General features: G+C 57.3%; 19 protein-coding genes. 18 read left to right on the top strand and 1 reads right to left on the bottom strand.

Annotated elements, in window-relative coordinates; translation table 11 throughout:
• Positions 1-61: 61 nt before the first annotated feature.
• The 8 genes from pyk to TM5383_RS03490 all read left to right on the top strand — a co-directional run bounded on the left by pyk (position 62) and on the right by TM5383_RS03490 (position 7,761).
• Positions 62-1,510 (top strand): pyruvate kinase, encoded by a 1,449-nt coding sequence (gene pyk, locus TM5383_RS03525; RefSeq protein ID WP_058317669.1) that lies wholly within the window; start codon positions 62-64, stop codon positions 1,508-1,510.
• 69 nt (positions 1,511-1,579) lie between these two features.
• Positions 1,580-1,804 (top strand): hypothetical protein, encoded by a 225-nt coding sequence (locus tag TM5383_RS03520; RefSeq protein WP_058317668.1) that lies wholly within the window; start codon positions 1,580-1,582, stop codon positions 1,802-1,804.
• A gap of 171 nt (positions 1,805-1,975) precedes the next feature.
• Positions 1,976-2,176: a 50S ribosomal protein L35 gene (gene rpmI, locus TM5383_RS03515; protein ID WP_058317667.1), complete on the top strand. Its 201-nt coding sequence runs from the start codon at positions 1,976-1,978 to the stop codon at positions 2,174-2,176.
• Positions 2,177-2,192: 16 nt separating this feature from the next.
• Positions 2,193-2,555, top strand: coding sequence for a 50S ribosomal protein L20 (rplT, locus tag TM5383_RS03510; protein ID WP_058317666.1), 363 nt, complete (start codon positions 2,193-2,195; stop codon positions 2,553-2,555).
• A gap of 298 nt (positions 2,556-2,853) precedes the next feature.
• Positions 2,854-3,927 (top strand): phenylalanine--tRNA ligase subunit alpha, encoded by a 1,074-nt coding sequence (gene pheS / locus TM5383_RS03505; RefSeq protein ID WP_058317665.1) that lies wholly within the window; start codon positions 2,854-2,856, stop codon positions 3,925-3,927.
• The gene (locus TM5383_RS03500; protein ID WP_058317664.1) at positions 3,927-4,589 is read left to right on the top strand and encodes a hypothetical protein; all 663 of its coding nucleotides are present in this window, start codon (positions 3,927-3,929) and stop codon (positions 4,587-4,589) included. Before pheS ends, TM5383_RS03500 begins: the two co-directional genes overlap by 1 nt.
• Before the next feature lie 3 nt (positions 4,590-4,592).
• On the top strand, positions 4,593-6,992 hold the full coding sequence (gene pheT / locus TM5383_RS03495; RefSeq protein ID WP_058317663.1) for a phenylalanine--tRNA ligase subunit beta: 2,400 nt from the start codon (positions 4,593-4,595) through the stop codon (positions 6,990-6,992).
• Positions 6,993-7,263: 271 nt separating this feature from the next.
• On the top strand, positions 7,264-7,761 hold the full coding sequence (locus tag TM5383_RS03490; protein WP_058317662.1) for a hypothetical protein: 498 nt from the start codon (positions 7,264-7,266) through the stop codon (positions 7,759-7,761).
• A 60-nt stretch (positions 7,762-7,821) separates the two neighbouring features.
• Here the strand turns inward: TM5383_RS03490 and TM5383_RS03485 are convergent, their stop codons facing one another.
• The gene (locus tag TM5383_RS03485) at positions 7,822-8,724 is read right to left on the bottom strand and encodes a LysR family transcriptional regulator (protein ID WP_058317661.1); all 903 of its coding nucleotides are present in this window, start codon (positions 8,722-8,724) and stop codon (positions 7,822-7,824) included.
• 126 nt (positions 8,725-8,850) lie between these two features.
• Here TM5383_RS03485 and TM5383_RS03480 point away from each other — a divergent pair, with 126 nt between their 5' ends.
• The 10 genes from TM5383_RS03480 (at position 8,851) to rplL (ending at position 15,364) form a co-directional block, all read left to right on the top strand.
• Positions 8,851-9,501, top strand: coding sequence for a class I SAM-dependent methyltransferase (locus tag TM5383_RS03480; protein ID WP_058317660.1), 651 nt, complete (start codon positions 8,851-8,853; stop codon positions 9,499-9,501).
• 81 nt (positions 9,502-9,582) lie between these two features.
• Positions 9,583-10,032 (top strand): YtoQ family protein, encoded by a 450-nt coding sequence (locus TM5383_RS03475; RefSeq protein ID WP_058317659.1) that lies wholly within the window; start codon positions 9,583-9,585, stop codon positions 10,030-10,032.
• A 91-nt stretch (positions 10,033-10,123) separates the two neighbouring features.
• Complete coding sequence (gene secE, locus TM5383_RS03470; RefSeq protein ID WP_058317658.1) at positions 10,124-10,321, top strand: preprotein translocase subunit SecE; 198 nt, start codon at positions 10,124-10,126, stop codon at positions 10,319-10,321.
• Between the two features lie 261 nt (positions 10,322-10,582).
• Entirely contained in the window at positions 10,583-11,116 is a 534-nt protein-coding gene (gene nusG, locus TM5383_RS03465) for a transcription termination/antitermination protein NusG (protein ID WP_058317657.1), read from the top strand.
• Positions 11,117-11,369: 253 nt separating this feature from the next.
• Positions 11,370-11,795, top strand: coding sequence for a 50S ribosomal protein L11 (gene rplK / locus TM5383_RS03460; RefSeq protein WP_058317656.1), 426 nt, complete (start codon positions 11,370-11,372; stop codon positions 11,793-11,795).
• 1 nt (position 11,796) lies between these two features.
• Complete coding sequence (gene rplA / locus TM5383_RS03455; protein WP_058317655.1) at positions 11,797-12,495, top strand: 50S ribosomal protein L1; 699 nt, start codon at positions 11,797-11,799, stop codon at positions 12,493-12,495.
• Between the two features lie 213 nt (positions 12,496-12,708).
• A complete protein-coding gene (locus tag TM5383_RS03450) occupies positions 12,709-13,623 on the top strand; it encodes a LicD family protein (RefSeq protein WP_058317654.1) in 915 nt (304 codons plus the stop codon).
• Positions 13,620-14,075 (top strand): glycerol-3-phosphate cytidylyltransferase, encoded by a 456-nt coding sequence (tagD, locus tag TM5383_RS03445; RefSeq protein WP_058317653.1) that lies wholly within the window; start codon positions 13,620-13,622, stop codon positions 14,073-14,075. The genes TM5383_RS03450 and tagD overlap by 4 nt, the downstream gene beginning before the upstream one ends.
• Before the next feature lie 326 nt (positions 14,076-14,401).
• The gene (gene rplJ / locus TM5383_RS03440; protein WP_058317652.1) at positions 14,402-14,920 is read left to right on the top strand and encodes a 50S ribosomal protein L10; all 519 of its coding nucleotides are present in this window, start codon (positions 14,402-14,404) and stop codon (positions 14,918-14,920) included.
• A gap of 69 nt (positions 14,921-14,989) precedes the next feature.
• The gene (rplL, locus tag TM5383_RS03435) at positions 14,990-15,364 is read left to right on the top strand and encodes a 50S ribosomal protein L7/L12 (protein WP_058317651.1); all 375 of its coding nucleotides are present in this window, start codon (positions 14,990-14,992) and stop codon (positions 15,362-15,364) included.
• Positions 15,365-15,738 lie beyond the last annotated feature (374 nt).

Below are 15,738 nucleotides of genomic sequence, written 5' to 3'. Positions count from 1 at the left end.
ATATTGTTAGCGGTAACATTGGTGTATTGATGCGCCGACCGCGAAGGAAGGAAAACCGAGGATGAGACGCTTTCGCAATGTGAAAATCGTGGCCACGCTGGGCCCGGCATCGAATGACTATGCTACAATTCGCGCCCTACATGAGGCAGGGGCGGATGTGTTCCGTCTGAATATGAGCCACGGCAGCCACGAGGAAATCCGCGAACGTCACGCCATGATCCGTCAGGTTGAGGCCGACCTGAACAATCCGATCGCCATTCTGGCTGACCTGCAGGGGCCGAAGCTGCGCGTGGGTGTGTTTGCCAACGACGCCGAAGAGCTGGTGAACGGTGCCGCGTTCCGTCTGGATTTGGACGAAACGCCGGGGGACGTGACGCGCGTTTGCCTGCCGCACAAAGAAATCTTTGATGCGTTAGAGGTGGGGACCACGCTGCTGGTGAATGACGGTAAAATCCGTCTCAAGGTCACCGCCTGCGGCCCTGACTTTGCCGATACCGAGGTGGTTGCCGGTGGCACAATTTCGAACCGTAAGGGCGTGAACGTCCCCGACGTGGTGCTGCCACTGGCGGCGCTGTCGGAAAAGGATAAGGCGGATCTGGAATTTGTCTGTGATCTTGGTGTGGACTGGCTGGCGCTGAGTTTCGTGCAGCGTCCCGAAGATGTGTGGGAAGCGCGCACCTTGGCTGATGGACGCGCTGCCATCCTGTCCAAAATTGAAAAGCCCGCCGCGGTGAAAGCCTTTGATGAGATTCTTGATGTCTCTGACGGGATCATGGTTGCGCGCGGCGATCTGGGGGTGGAGCTGCCGGTGCAGAACGTGCCGCCAATCCAGAAACGTCTGATCCGCAAATGCCGTAAGGCGGCGAAACCGGTGATTGTTGCCACGCAGATGCTGGAATCGATGATCGACTCGCCCATGCCCACGCGGGCCGAGGTGTCGGATGTTGCGACCGCCATTTACGAAGGCTCTGACGCGATCATGCTGAGTGCGGAATCCGCCGCGGGCTCCTTCCCGATCGAGGCCGTCACCACCATGAACAACGTCGCCATCGAAGTCGAGGCCGACAGTACCTACACGGACATTATCCGTGCCAGCCGCACTGCGGATCGCAAAACCGTCGCTGACGGTATCGTCGCAGCCGCGCGTGAGATTGCGGAAACCACCGATATCAAGGCGATCTGCTGTTTCACCCAATCGGGCACCACGGCGCTGTTGGTGTCGCGGGAACGCCCGCGTGTGCCGATCATCGCGCTGACCCCGTTGCGTGGCACCGCACGTCGTCTGGCGCTCAGCTGGGGGACCGACTGTGTGGTGATCAGCGGAGACGTTGGTCGCTTTAAGCAGGCAGTGGTGAACGCGGCCCGTGCCGCCCGGATGGGGGGCTATGCGGCCGAAGAGGATCAGATCCTCGTCACTGCAGGCGTGCCCTTCAACGTGACCGGTTCCACCAACATTCTGCGCGTCGCACCCTGTGCAGAGCGTTTGATCTACGCCACAGATCCAGAGTAAGCTGTCGTGCCAGAGGTCGGGCATGCAGGCCCGACCTCTGATGCGCAAATGGCAGTGAAGGGGCGAAGAATGCAGGCAGATCTGATCATGGTGATCGGCGTAACGATTGCCTTTTTCGCCATCCCTGCGCTTGTCTATGCCTGGAGTGAGGGCGAAGCGCCGCGATCTGCGGCTGTGTTTTTGCTGATCGGCTTGGCGCTGGGCTTTTACGCCACCACTGTGAAACCCGGTGGCTTTGATCTGATGGATATTCCTTTGGCTTTTGTCGTTGTCGCAGGGGATATCCTAAATTAGCGTTCCGACATGCGCGATCTGCCCTTTTTTTGTTGGGCAGCCTTTGCCGGAAGGGCGGCGTTTTCCCCCTTGCCAGATGGCCGAATCCCCCCTAAAGAAGCCTCCTGTCTGCGCGGCCGGCTATATGGCATGCCGAGTCGCGTGTAATCGTACAAAGACTAGGAGACGAAAATGCCTAAGATGAAGACCAAGTCGAGCGCCAAAAAGCGCTTCAAGGTGACCGCGACCGGTAAAGTGATCGCAGGTCAGGCCGGCAAACGCCACGGCATGATCAAACGCACCAAGAAATTCATCCGCGACGCTCGCGGCACCACCACGCTGTCGGCTCCCGACGCCAAAACCGTCAAGGGCTACATGCCCTACGACCGCTAAGTAGAGGAGAGCTGATATGTCCCGCGTTAAAGGTGGTACCACGACTCACGCCCGCCACAAGAAGGTCATTAAGGCAGCAAAAGGCTATTACGGCCGCCGCAAGAATACCTTCAAGGTCGCCCGTCAGGCAGTTGACAAGGCGAACCAGTACGCAACCCGCGACCGTAAGAACCGCAAGCGTAACTTCCGTGCGCTGTGGATCCAGCGTATCAACGCTGCTGTACGTGCACACGACGAAGCGCTGACCTACTCGCGCTTCATCAACGGTCTGGGCCTGGCTGGCATCGAAGTAGACCGTAAAGTACTGGCCGATCTGGCCGTACACGAGCCTGAAGCATTCGGCGCAATCGTCGAAAAAGCAAAGGCCGCTCTGGCGTAAGCCTGAAATTATGGTTTGAAAAGAAAGGCGGTGCCGCAAGGCGCCGCCTTTTTTGTTGGTCGCCCCATGCGTTCCGCCCGGCTTGCCGGGCATCGCCCGACCTCCCCAAGGAGGGCGATTTGAAGGGGAGCGATGGAGTTAACGGCGTGCTATCTAGCGGCGTTGCGCTGTTCCTAACGTTCTGCACGCCCTCCAGGTCGGGCGATGCCCTTTGTTTCGTGGCGCTCATTGCCCGCCCAACCCTTGCGTTTTATGGCTCTTCTCGCTAGCAGAGCCTTAACGGAATTGGAGGGGTCGGATGGACGATCTGAAACAGAAATACCTCAGCGCGATTGCGGATGCTGGCGATGAGGCAACGCTGGAAGACCTGCGACTGCAGGCAGTGGGCAAAAAGGGCGAGGTGTCCCTGAAAATGCGTGAGTTGGGCAAAATGACGCCCGAGGAACGTCAGGTGGCAGGCCCCGCGCTAAACGCGCTGAAGGATGAGATCAACTCGGCCCTCGCGGCGAAGAAGTCCGCGCTGGCTGACGCCGCGCTGGATGAGCGCCTGCGCACCGAATGGCTGGACGTGACCCTGCCGGGTCGTAACGAACGCCGTGGCTCCATCCACCCGATTTCACAAGTCAGCGAAGAGATCGCCGCGATCTTTGCCAACCTTGGTTTCGCCGTGGCCGAAGGCCCGCAGATCGAAACCGATTGGTACAACTTCGACAGCCTCAACATCCCGCCGCACCACCCCGCGCGGCAGGAGTTTGACACTTTCTACATGAACCGTGCCGAAGGCGACGATCGCCCGCCGCACGTTCTGCGCACCCACACCTCGCCGGTACAAACCCGCGCGATGGAAAAGCAGGGCGCCCCGATCCGCGTGATCGCGCCGGGCCGTGTGTATCGTTCCGACTATGACCAGACCCACACCCCGATGTTCCATCAGGTCGAAGGTCTGTGCATCGACAAGGACGTGTCGATGGCGAACCTCAAGTGGGTGCTGGAAGAGTTCTTTGCCGCGTTTTTCGAGATCGACGGCATCAAAACCCGCTTCCGCGCCTCGCATTTCCCGTTCACCGAACCGTCGGCAGAGGTGGATATTCAGTGTTCCTGGGTCGATGGCCAGTTGAAGATCGGCGAAGGCGACGACTGGATGGAGGTTCTGGGGTCCGGCATGGTGCACCCGAAGGTGCTGGAAGCCGCCGGTGTGAACCCCGATGAATGGCAGGGTTTTGCCTTTGGCATGGGGATCGACCGTCTGGCGATGTTGAAATACGGCATCCCCGACCTGCGCGCCTTCTTTGACAGCGACCTGCGCTGGCTGCGCCACTATGGCTTTGCCTCGCTGGACGTACCGACCTTGCACGGTGGGCTGTCGCGGTAATGATTGAAAGCTTGCCATATTGTGTTTTTGGCGTGGCAGTAGTCGTCACGGTCGTTGCGCAACTTGTCCTGTGGTTCCGGTACTCGTGTGGAGGCAAAGTTGCACTGAATGTAACTGCGCTTAAGGAAAGAGTAGAAACATATGCAGCATTAAAGAAGGGCAAAGGCACGCTTTCTGAAGACCATACAGTTGATAATTCTGAGTTGCTTTCCGCAGGTGGTCATGAAGTTTTGTTGGGGACGCTGAAGAAGGTCGAAACGAAAAGTGCTGCGTTATCGACTATTATTGTGTTCGCAATGGGAGCTTTTCTAACTGTTGTATTCAGCGATTCTGGCGCCGTTGCTTGTAGCTCTGGATCCAATTCTTGTGAGCCAAATGGATACGATGCCTATGGTCTTTTGACAGTGGTGGCCGCACTCAACCTCTTGGCTCCACTGTATCATGCGTTTGTTGGTATCGGGCACCTAGATACCTTCGACAGTCGCGTAGGAGTTGATCAAGGCAAAGCTCTTGGTGCCAAAGAGATGCAGCTAAACTTGATGTCTGATCTGTTGAAGAAAGAGCGGGGTTACCGGTTTTCTAAACTTGTGTCCGCTTTCGTCATCCTCACCTATTTTTTTGTACTCATAGCTGATGCTTTGTGGGTTACATTCGGAGCGTAAATAATGAAATTCACCCTCTCCTGGCTGAAAGAGCACCTGGACACCCAGGCAAGCCTTGATGACATCCTCTACGCGCTGACCGATCTGGGTCTGGAAGTCGAAGAGGTCACCGATCCGGCGGCGACTTTGCAGGGCTTCACCCTTGCAAAGATCGAAGAAGCCGAAAAACACCCCGACGCCGACAAGCTGCGCGTCTGTAAGGTGGCGACCGACGAAGGCGAGAAGCAGATCGTCTGCGGTGCCCCCAACGCCCGCGCGGGCATTACCGTGGTGCTGTGTAAACCGGGCATGTATATCCCCGGTCTGGATATCACCATCAAGGTCGGCAACATCCGCGGCGTTGAAAGCCACGGCATGATGGCCTCGATGCGAGAGTTGGAACTGGGCGATGATCACGACGGCATCATCGAACTGCCCTCCGGTGAGGTTGGCGATAACTTCGCCGACTGGTTGGCGGCGAACATGCCGGAAAAGGTCGATCCGGTGATCGAAATTGCCATCACCCCGAACCGTCCTGACGCATTGGGCGTGCGCGGCATCGCGCTGGATCTGGCGGCCCGTGGTCTGGGGGAAATGAAGCCAGCCAAAACCACATCGGTTGCGGGCGGGTTCACATCGACCATCAACGTCACCATCGACGACGACACCCGTGAAAACGGTTGTGAGGTCTTTGCTGGCCGTCTGATCAAGGGCGTGAAAAACGGACCTTCGCCGGAATGGCTGCAACAGCGCCTGACCGCGATTGGACTGCGCCCCATCTCGGCGCTTGTCGATATCACCAACTTCTTCACCTACGACCGCAACCGCCCGCTGCACGTCTTTGACGCGGATAAGGTCAAAGGCGACCTGCGTGTGCATCGCACCAACGGTGGTGAAACCCTGTTGGGTCTGGATGAGAAGGATTATACCTTCCCCGCTGGTTGCGTCGTGATTTCTGACGACAACGGTGTGGAATCCATTGGCGGAATCATGGGCGGTGAGGTGTCTGGCTGTACCGAGGACACCGTGAACGTCTTCCTCGAAGCCGCTGTTTGGGACACCATCCAGATCGCCAAAACTGGTCGCGCGCTGAAGATCAACACCGACGCCCGCTACCGCAACGAACGCGGTATTGATCCCGCCTACAACATGCAGGCGATGGAAGATGCGACGCAGATGATCATCGACCTCTGTGGAGGTGAAGCGTCCGAAGTTGTGGTTGCCGGTGAGGTGCCCGATGTATCGCGTGCCTATAAGCTGGACACCGATCGCGTGCAGTCGCTGGTGGGTATGGAAATCCCCGCCGACACGCAGCGTGAGACACTGACCAAACTGGGGTTCGTGATGGACGGCGACATGGCCCATGTGCCTAGCTGGCGTCCTGACGTCCAAGGCTCTGCCGATCTGGTTGAAGAGGTGGCGCGCGTTGCCTCGCTGACCAAACTGCAGCCGATCCCGCTGGCGCGTCCCTCTGCCGGAGTGCCGCGCCCGACGCAATCGCCGATCCAACGTCGTGAGCAGATCGCGCGTCGCACCACGGCTGCTCTGGGCTACAACGAATGTGTGACCTACAGCTTCATCGACCGTAAATCGGCGGAACTGTTTGGCGGTGGCGCCGATGCGACCATGCTGGACAACCCCATTTCGTCCGAGATGAGCCATATGCGCCCCGCATTGCTGCCCGGTCTGTTGCAGGCCGCAGCGCGTAATCAGGCGCGTGGGTTCAACGACATGGCGCTGTTTGAATGCGGCCCTGCCTTCCACGGTGGCGAACCGGGTGAACAGCACCTGCAAGTGACCGGCCTGATGATCGGTCAGACGGGTCCGAAGGATGTGCATGGCACCGCGCGCGGTGTAGATGTCTACGACGTGAAAGCGGATGCAGAGGCCGTGCTGGCCGCTATCGGTGCTCCGGCCAAGGTGCAGATCCTGCGCGGCGTGCAGGACTGGTGGCATCCGGGCCGGTCGGGCAAGATCTGTCTGGGGCCGAAAAAGGTGCTGGGCATCTTTGGCGAGATTCACCCGAAAACCCTGCAGGAAATGGGCGTCAAAGGGCCGGCGGTGGCCTTCACCCTGTTCCCTGAGGAAATTCCGCAGCCGAAGAAGAAAACCGCAACCCGTGCCGCGCTGGACATCAGCGACCTGCAAGCGGTGGAGCGTGACTTTGCCTTCGTCGTGGATGCCGAGGTAGAGGCGCTGACACTGGTCAACGCCGCCGCCGGTGCCGACAAGGCGCTGATCGAGGACGTGCGCGTCTTTGACCAGTTCATCGGTGGTTCTTTGGGTGAGGGCAAGAAGTCCATCGCCATCACCGTGCGTCTACAACCCAAAGACAAAACGCTGAAGGAAAAAGACATCGAAGCGGTCGCCGCCAAGATCGTCGAGAAGGTCAGCAGAGCCACCGGCGGCACCCTGCGGGGCTAAGCTGAAGGTAGAGATGTGAAGAAGGCCCGGCGTTTTGCTGGGCCTTTTTTGTTGGGGATGGGTGAACTCAATGAGTAGAGGCGCTAATTCCGCCTGGGGCAGAGAGTTCGGTTTAAAGTTAAATAAATTTCAACTGCGATCCTAAGACCGAAGAGCTTTGGTCAGATTGAGGTTGGAATTCATCATAATGCCTAATAAAAAAACTTGTATACCTATTCATACATAGTGGTGTGTAAGGTATGTAATCTGTTGCCACTAAGGAGTTTTGCCGATGGCCGTTAAGTACACTGCAAATGAACGTAAACAGGCGATTCTTGCCATGCTGCCCGGGGCTACCCGTATTGGAAACGGGCAGCGGTGGGTGATCCAGCTTTCGGATGGTAAGCGCGCAATGCTCAAGACCAGTAAAAATGATAATATTATGGTTAAAACAGACGTCCCAAATCCAGAAGTCGCGGTGATAAGCGGATTTACAGATGACGTTGACCATGTCTTGGCGGTGACTGGTGACATTGGGAACCTATCAGCATACTTGGTCCCAATAGGATATGTGGAAAATGAGTTGCGCACTCATCAACGTCAATGGATGGATGAATCCCCTGAGAACCGCAGTAATACAACTTGGTCGTTGGCGGGGCTCGGTACACGCTTTGCAGCATACAAATATGACATTGAGTTGCAGGCAATAACGCCAGATGAAGCCAAGCGACGCTTGGCTGTCTATTTTGAAACAACGGCAGATAAAATCAACATATCTGTATCAGTATAATAGCGCTGCGGCGAAGGATCAGCGGTGCACTCAATTGCGGACACTTGGAATTTCGGGTTATCAATGTGCCTTCCCCTTCTTCCCCAAATGCTCTGCCAATACATCAAACACCAGCCGGATTTTCGGGCTGGTGTGCAGTTCCCTATGGGTGGTCAGCCAGATCGGCACTTTGATCGGATCCATCTGTGGCAGGACTTGCTCGACCCCCGGTGTGACGCGGCCCACCTCGGCCATCATCGCGGCGATGCCGAACCCCTGACGCAGCAGTTCCCACGCCACCACGCCGTTTTCTGACCCCATGCGGAAATGCTTCTCGGTCACGGGGAAACCGAGGGGTTTGTAGAACCCCACCATGCGTTCCGGCGTGCCGAAGTTCAGAAACTCATGATCCGCCAGATCCTCAACGCTGTTTGGGCGACCCTTGCGATCCAGATAGCGGGTGGCGGCGTAGAAATGGGCGTCGGCCTCGTTGACCAGTCGTGCGATCAGATCGGGCTGGTCGGGGCGCACGTGGCGGATGGCGATGTCTGCCTCACGCCGCATTAGGTCGCGTAGGTCGTTGGAGGCGACGATCTCAATCTCCAGCTGCGGGGCGCGGGTGCGCAGATCCTCTAGGATCGGCGGCAACAGGTAGGCGGAAAACACCTCACTCGCCGTGATGCGCACCAGCCCTTCGATGGTTTGGGATTGACCGGTGGCCACCAGCGACACCTGATCGGCGGCGCGTTGCATCGCCTGCACATGATGCAGCAGTTCAGCCCCCGCCGTGGTCAGTTGTAGATTGCGGCCGACCCGTTCAAACAGCATCAGGTTCAGCTCTTCCTCCAACGCGCTGACCTGACGGCCCAGCGTTGGCTGCGTCAGACCCAGACGGCGCGCGGCAGCGGAGAGCGATCCTTCCTCCGCCGTGGCGAGGAAGGCGCGCATGTGGTTCCAGTCAAAATCTGTTTTCGGGTTGGCCATAAATGTGGATCCGATTTGAAAATCTATACGTTTTTGTATGGGTATACTGCAAATTTCGCCAATTTATATGGTGAATGTGCATGGATATCTTCAGCCTCAGAGAGATCGTTTAGAAAGGGCCGGATCATGACGGCACAACAGACTGCCCGATTTTGGGACAAGATTGCAGATGGCTATGCCAAGTCCGACATCGCGGATTTGGCGGCCTATGAATACACATTGGAACGTTCCGCGTCCTATATCGGTGCGCAGGATGAGGTGTTGGAACTGGGCTGCGGCACCGGCATGACCGCGGTACGGCTGGCGCCACATGCAGGGCATTTCACCGGATCGGATGTGTCCGAGGGGATGTTGACCCATTGCCGCGTGCGGGCGGCGGAGGCGGGGTTGGATAACCTCGACTTCACGCAGGCGATGGTGGGCGATCAGACGTTTCAGGGGCGGCAGTTTGACGTGGTGATGGCGCATTCGCTGCTGCATCTGTTGCCTGATCTGGATCAGCGGCTGGATGATATTGCGGCACTGGTAAAACCGGGTGGTCTGTTCATTTCCAAAACCGGCTGCCTGGGCGAGGGGCTGTCGCCCAAATCACTGGCGATCCGCGCGGTGTTGCCGTTGATGCGGCTGCTCGGCAAAGCGCCTTATGTGAATTCGCTCTCCATAACGACGCTGGAGCGGTTGGTGACCGCAGCGGGGTTCGAGATCATCGAGGCAGGCAATTTCCCCAATGGCGCCCCGCCGGTGCGGTATCTGGTGGCGCGGCGGCGGGCGGGCTGAATGGATCCTGCGTGCAACATGCCCCTGTGCAAGCCTGTGCCAAGCCCCTAGATAGGGTGAAACGACTATGGAGGGCGCAACATGACGCTGAAGGTTTATCTGTCCGGTGAGATCCACACCGATTGGCGTGAACAGATCATTGAAGGTGCGAAGGGGCTGGATGTCAGCTTCTCCGCGCCGAACACCGATCATGACAGCAGCGACGATTGCGGCGTGGCGATTCTGGGGGCGGAACCGAACAAGTTCTGGCACGATCACAAGGGCGCGAAGCTGAACGCCATTCGCACCCGCACCCTGATCGGCGAGGCGGACGTTGTTGTCGTGCGCTTTGGCGAAAAATACAAACAGTGGAACGCCGCTTTTGACGCCGGATATGCGGCGGCATTGGGTAAGTCCCTGATTGTACTGCATCCCGCCGAACACCAGCACGCGCTGAAAGAGGTGGACGCCGCCGCACTGGCCGTCGCCGAAGAGCCGGCGCAGGTGGTCGAGATGCTGCGCTATGTCTTGACCGGCGCATTGCCCGCATAAGCGGCCTTGCAACGGATCAGGGGGCGATGCCCCTTGAATTCGGGCGCAGTTCGGCGTATCTGCGCCCTAGCTTGAGAGAAAAGACAGATATATGGCACGTACAAATCCGCTACAGTTCATTCAGCAGGTCCGCGGCGAAGTGGGCAAAGTTGTCTGGCCGACCCGTCGTGAAGTTCTGCTGACCACCGTGATGGTGTTCATCATGGCGACCGTCACCGCGCTGTTCTTTGCGCTGGTGGATCTGGCGATCAAAGGCGGTCTGCGCGGCATTCTGTCGATTTTCGGCTAAAGCACGGCAAACCCGATCCGGGGTTTGATCTGCTGGTTTAGGGGAGGGCGCGCCGCTTTGGTTGCGCCTTTTCGCTTGAAATCCTACCTGCTGCGGCGTAGGTGAAAATCTAATCCGGTTAGGGCGTGTGGCGATTCGAGTTGCACGCCGTATTTTTGTTCCGGAAAGGTGTGGTATAATCCGCATCTACAGTTTTAATTCCGACTCGCTCGATCTGGGATCTGACATCCCGCGCGGGTCACAAGTGCGGAGACACAGAAGATGGCGAAGCGTTGGTATTCGGTGAGCGTTCTCTCGAACTTCGAGAAGAAGGTGGCCGAACAGATCCGCACCTCGGCGGAAGAAAACGGTCTGGAAGATGAGATCGTAGAGGTGCTGGTGCCGACCGAAGAGGTCATCGAAGTGCGCCGTGGTAAGAAAGTGACCACCGAACGCCGTTTCATGCCCGGTTACGTACTGGTCCGCATGGAAATGAGCGATCGTGGCTATCACCTGATTTCGACCATCAACCGCGTCACTGGCTTCCTCGGCCCGCAGGGCCGCCCGATGCCGATGCGCGACGCAGAGGTGAACCAGATCCTCAACCGCGTTCAGGAAGGCGAAGAAGCGCCGCGCACCCTGATCAGCTTCGAGATCGGTGAAAAGGTCAAAGTGAACGACGGCCCGTTCGAAGATTTCGACGGCATGATCGAAGGTGTCGACGACGAAGCGCAGAAACTGAAGGTTTCGGTGTCGATCTTCGGTCGCGAAACCCCGGTGGAGCTGGACTTCACCCAGGTGACGAAACAGGGCTAAGGCTGGCTGTTTCTGACAGGAATTGCGAAAGGGGTGGCGCTGATGCGTCGCCCCTTTTTTCATTGGCGGATTTTGCGCTGAAACGCTGCCAATGCGGCTTGCATTCTGATCGCAACAGGTCTATCAGCGCGGCTTATCGCCGTGTTATGCGGCGAATCCCTCGTGGGAGGTGCGTCCATCGCGATGGTCCGACCCAACCACGGCAACGTAGGCTGCGGGGCGCGCCCCACGGCTGTTTGAAAAGGAAAAGACAATGGCTAAGAAGCTCGTCGGCACCCTGAAACTGCAGGTGCCTGCTGGTCAAGCTAACCCGTCCCCGCCGGTAGGTCCGGCACTGGGTCAGCGCGGCATCAACATCATGGAATTCTGTAAAGCGTTCAACGCAAAGACCCAGGAAATGGATCCTGGCGCGCCTTGCCCGACCGTGATCAGCTACTACCAGGACAAGTCCTTCACCATGGACATCAAGACGCCGCCCGCGTCTTACTACCTGAAGAAAGCTGCCAAGCTGAAATCCGGCGCCAACAACCCCGGTCGTGAGACCGTAGGTTCGGTAACCGTGGCTCAGGTGAAAGAAATCGCCGAAGCCAAGATGAAAGATCTGAACGCCAACGACATCGACGCGGCAATGCAGATCATCCTGGGCTCCGCCCGCTCCATGGGCATCGAGGTGAAGTAAGATGGCAAAGCTGGGAAAACGTACCGCCGCTGCGCGTGAAGCCTTCGCTGGCAAAGCTGACCTGACCGTTGAAGAAGCTGTTGCACTGGTGAAAGCCAACGCAAACGCCAAATTCGACGAGACCGTTGAAATCGCCGTTAACCTGGGTGTTGACCCCCGTCACGCAGACCAGATGGTTCGTGGCGTTGTTGGCCTGCCCAACGGCACCGGTAAATCCGTTCGCGTTGCTGTTTTCGCACGTGGCCCGAAAGCTGAAGAAGCTCAGGCCGCTGGCGCAGACATCGTTGGCGCCGAAGACCTGATGGAAACCATTCAGGGCGGCACCATCGAATTCGATCGCTGCATCGCGACCCCGGACATGATGCCGGTTGTTGGTCGTCTGGGTAAAATCCTGGGCCCGCGCAACCTGATGCCGAACCCCAAAGTTGGCACCGTGACCATGGACGTGAAAGCGGCCGTAGAAGCAGCCAAAGGCGGCGAAGTACAGTTCAAGGTCGAGAAGGCCGGTGTTGTACACGCAGGCGTCGGTAAAGCATCCTTCGACGAAGCCAAGCTGGTGGAAAACATCCGCGCCTTCGTTGAAGCTGTTCAGAAAGCCAAACCCGCAGGTGCCAAAGGCGCCTACATGAAGAAGATCGCAATCTCTTCGACCATGGGTCCGGGCGTTTCGCTGAACATCGACAGCGCAACCAACAACTGATCCTTCTGATCAGGTGAAAATTTAAGGGGCGTGCCGGACGGCGCGCCCTTTTTTGTTGCAAAGATGTGACTGTGATGTCGCCTTGGTCTGGGTTGTTTCAAATGCTGGGCAGCGGTGAATCGCCTTTGCGCTGAAAAATGCGTATCGTTGCGTCCAAGAGCGGCCCCCGAAGTGGGGGTATATAAAGCAAAAGATAACATCACAGGTAAGTTAGTGGATACGGTAGCACTGATCGAGCGGGCCAAAGGCCTGAAGAAAGGCGACCGCGTCACCCGAATCGAAGAGATCCGGTTGATGGCGATGGCGGCTTTGCACGGGGTTAAGGGCAACTTTAGTGCGTGGCACTACTTTGCTGAGTTGAAGCATCTGCGCCGCAATCCTCCGTCTCCGCTGTTCCTCGAAGCGTTTATTGCAACCGCCGTTGTTGGGCAGTTGCGCCCTGCAGCGACGGTTCGGGCGTTGGGCACCTTGAAGGCCAAGCGCGTGGCCGAAGGTCAGCCGCAGCTGTTTGATGAGTTCGAGGCGCTGCTGGGGGACCGTATCCCGACAAACCACGGCTATGCAGCCACGACGTTTGAAAACCGCGATCATGGTGAAATCTGGGGCGCAGTTGGCGGTCACATCGAGGCGCTGGATCAAATGGGGTATCAGTGCTTCTTGAACTCTGGCACGCTGCTTGGTGTTGTGCGCGATGGTAAACTGATTGACCACGATGATGATGTGGATTTGGCGCTGATCTTGAAGGCCACCAGCGAAGAAGAGGCCGCAGCAGAGTGGAGTGCGCTTTGGCAGCGGCTTGTCGATTTGGGGCTTGATGGGGAAGGGGGGCTGAAGTCCCCTGGCATCTACAAGCTAAAGGCGCAGGACGGGTGTGAGATTGATCTGTTTCCTGCATGGATCAGTGATGGGCAGGTTCACATCTATCCGCACACCTATGCGGACCTGAGCGAAACTGACGTGCTGCCGTTGCGGTCCTGCGACATTTCAGGGCGCCCTGTGCCTGCAGAGCCAGAGAAAATGCTGGCAGTGAACTATGGTGCCGGTTGGCGCGAACCTGATCCCTATTTCAAATTTCCCTGGGCGCATGCCGCCCGGCGGTTCAAAACTTTCCTCGGAGCTCTGTCATGACCGACCAGCCGCGTCAGCGCACTATTTTGACCTATGGCACATTTGATTTGTTTCACTTTGGCCATGTGCGTCTGTTGCAGCGGTTGGCCAAACTGGGGGATCGTCTGGTTGTTGCCTGCTCCACCGATGAGTTTAACGCGGTGAAGGGCAAGAAAACCGTCGTCCCCTATGACAATCGCGTCGAGGTGCTAGAGGCATGCCGCTATGTCGATCTGGTGATCCCGGAATACGACTGGGCGCAAAAGCGCGACGATGTGGTGAAATACAACGTCGATGTGTTTGCGATGGGCGATGACTGGGCCGGCAAGTTTGATGATTTGGCTGATCTGTGTGATGTGGTTTATCTGCCGCGTACGGAAAATGTGTCTACGACGGATCTGAAGCGCGCTGTGATCCGCACCCAGAATGCCAAGGCGCTAGGGTTGCCCGAAAACTTTAGTTTCGCTGATTAACCTGTTGCCTCGGTATCGATGTGACAGGCCTGACATGCCGCGGTGTGTCGTTTGCTTTAGCCCCTTGCGCGATAGGTGTTTTGCCACTACACCGCACCCACGCTGATAGCGCGCGATTCGTCGTGCGCCTCGTGCGTTTCGTCCAAGACGGTGGGTGACCTCGATACTGGGGTCTTAATTTCCCTCCTGAGACGGGAAAACGACAAAGATTAGCCGAAGGCTTTCCTTCGGGTGATGTTGGCGCAGCCCCGTAAAAAGGACCTGAGTGTCGGACTTCGTCCGGCAGAAAAGAGCCGGGGGGAGACCCCCAAATTTGGAGTGAAACTGTGGATAGAGCACAAAAAGAGAAGTTGGTCGAAGAGCTCGGCCAGATCTTTGACAGCTCTGGCGTTGTGGTCGTAGCCCACTACGCAGGTCTCACGGTTGCTGAGATGCAGGATCTGCGCGCACGCGCACGTGAGGCTGATGCCTCGGTCCGCGTTGCCAAGAACAGGCTCGCCAAGATCGCCCTTGAGGGTAAGCCCTGTGAAAGCATGGGTGAATACCTGACGGGTATGACCGTTCTGACCTACTCGGAAGATCCGGTAGCAGCCGCTAAGGTTGCCGCTGGTTTCGCCAAGGACAACTCGAAATTCGAGATCCTCGGCGGTGCCATGGGTGAGAACGCTCTTGACGTTGCTGGCGTTGAAGCCGTGTCCAAAATGCCGTCCCGCGAGGAGCTTATTGCTACCATCGCAGGCATGCTGGGCGCACCTGCTTCGGGTATCGCTGGCGCGATTGGCGCACCTGCCTCGGATATCGCGGGCATTCTGTCTACCATCGAAGACAAGGCAGAAGCCGCGTAAGCAACCTAATGATCTGCGTGGGGCAAAGCTCGCACGTTGGAACACACTTAAACATACGGAAACAGTACAATGGCTGATCTGAAAGCACTTGCAGAAAGCATCGTGGGTCTGACCCTGCTGGAAGCACAAGAACTGAAAACCATCCTGAAGGATGAGTACGGCATCGAGCCCGCAGCTGGCGGCGCAGTTGTCATGGCTGGCCCCGCAGAAGGCGGCGCAGCAGCAGAAGAAAAAACCGAATTTGACGTGATCCTGAAGTCCGCTGGCGACAAAAAGATCAACGTCATCAAAGAAGTCCGCGGCATCACCGGCCTGGGCCTCAAAGAAGCAAAAGAGCTGGTTGAAGCCGGCGGCAAAGCCGTCAAAGAAGGCGTAGACAAAGCTGAAGCAGAAGACATCAAAGCCAAGCTGGAAGCAGCTGGTGCTGAGATCGAACTGAAGTAATTCGGGTTTAACCCAATTACTAACAGGCGTCCCTTTGGGGCGCCTGTTTTCGTTTGGCGATTGCTGTGTTCCCGTCTAAGGTGATTTGGCATTTTGAATATATTATATTTGTCAAGCCCAACGGGGTTGTAACTGTGGTGAAATTTGACTATTCGGAAGCTTCATGCGGTTTCGAGCGATTCGAGGCCGCTTTTTGGCCTATGTGGGTTCGGTAGGTAAGGCGGCACGAAATCTGGGATCAAAACTCATAGTTTTTTACTGAAAATCAGGTGAAAACCCGGCTTGGCAAGCCTCTTTGATGCACGCGCATGAAGAGGTTTCCCAAGGCAGGATTTCGGATCGAGAGACCCCGGTGGGACGGGGTCGAGAATGGA

Origin of the sequence: Thalassovita mediterranea, from assembly GCF_001458435.1 — a bacterium.
Classification (GTDB): Bacteria; Pseudomonadota; Alphaproteobacteria; order Rhodobacterales; family Rhodobacteraceae; genus Thalassobius; species Thalassobius mediterraneus.
The sequence above is the reverse complement of the archived record's forward strand: the minus strand, read 5'-3'. Positions and strand labels throughout refer to the sequence as shown.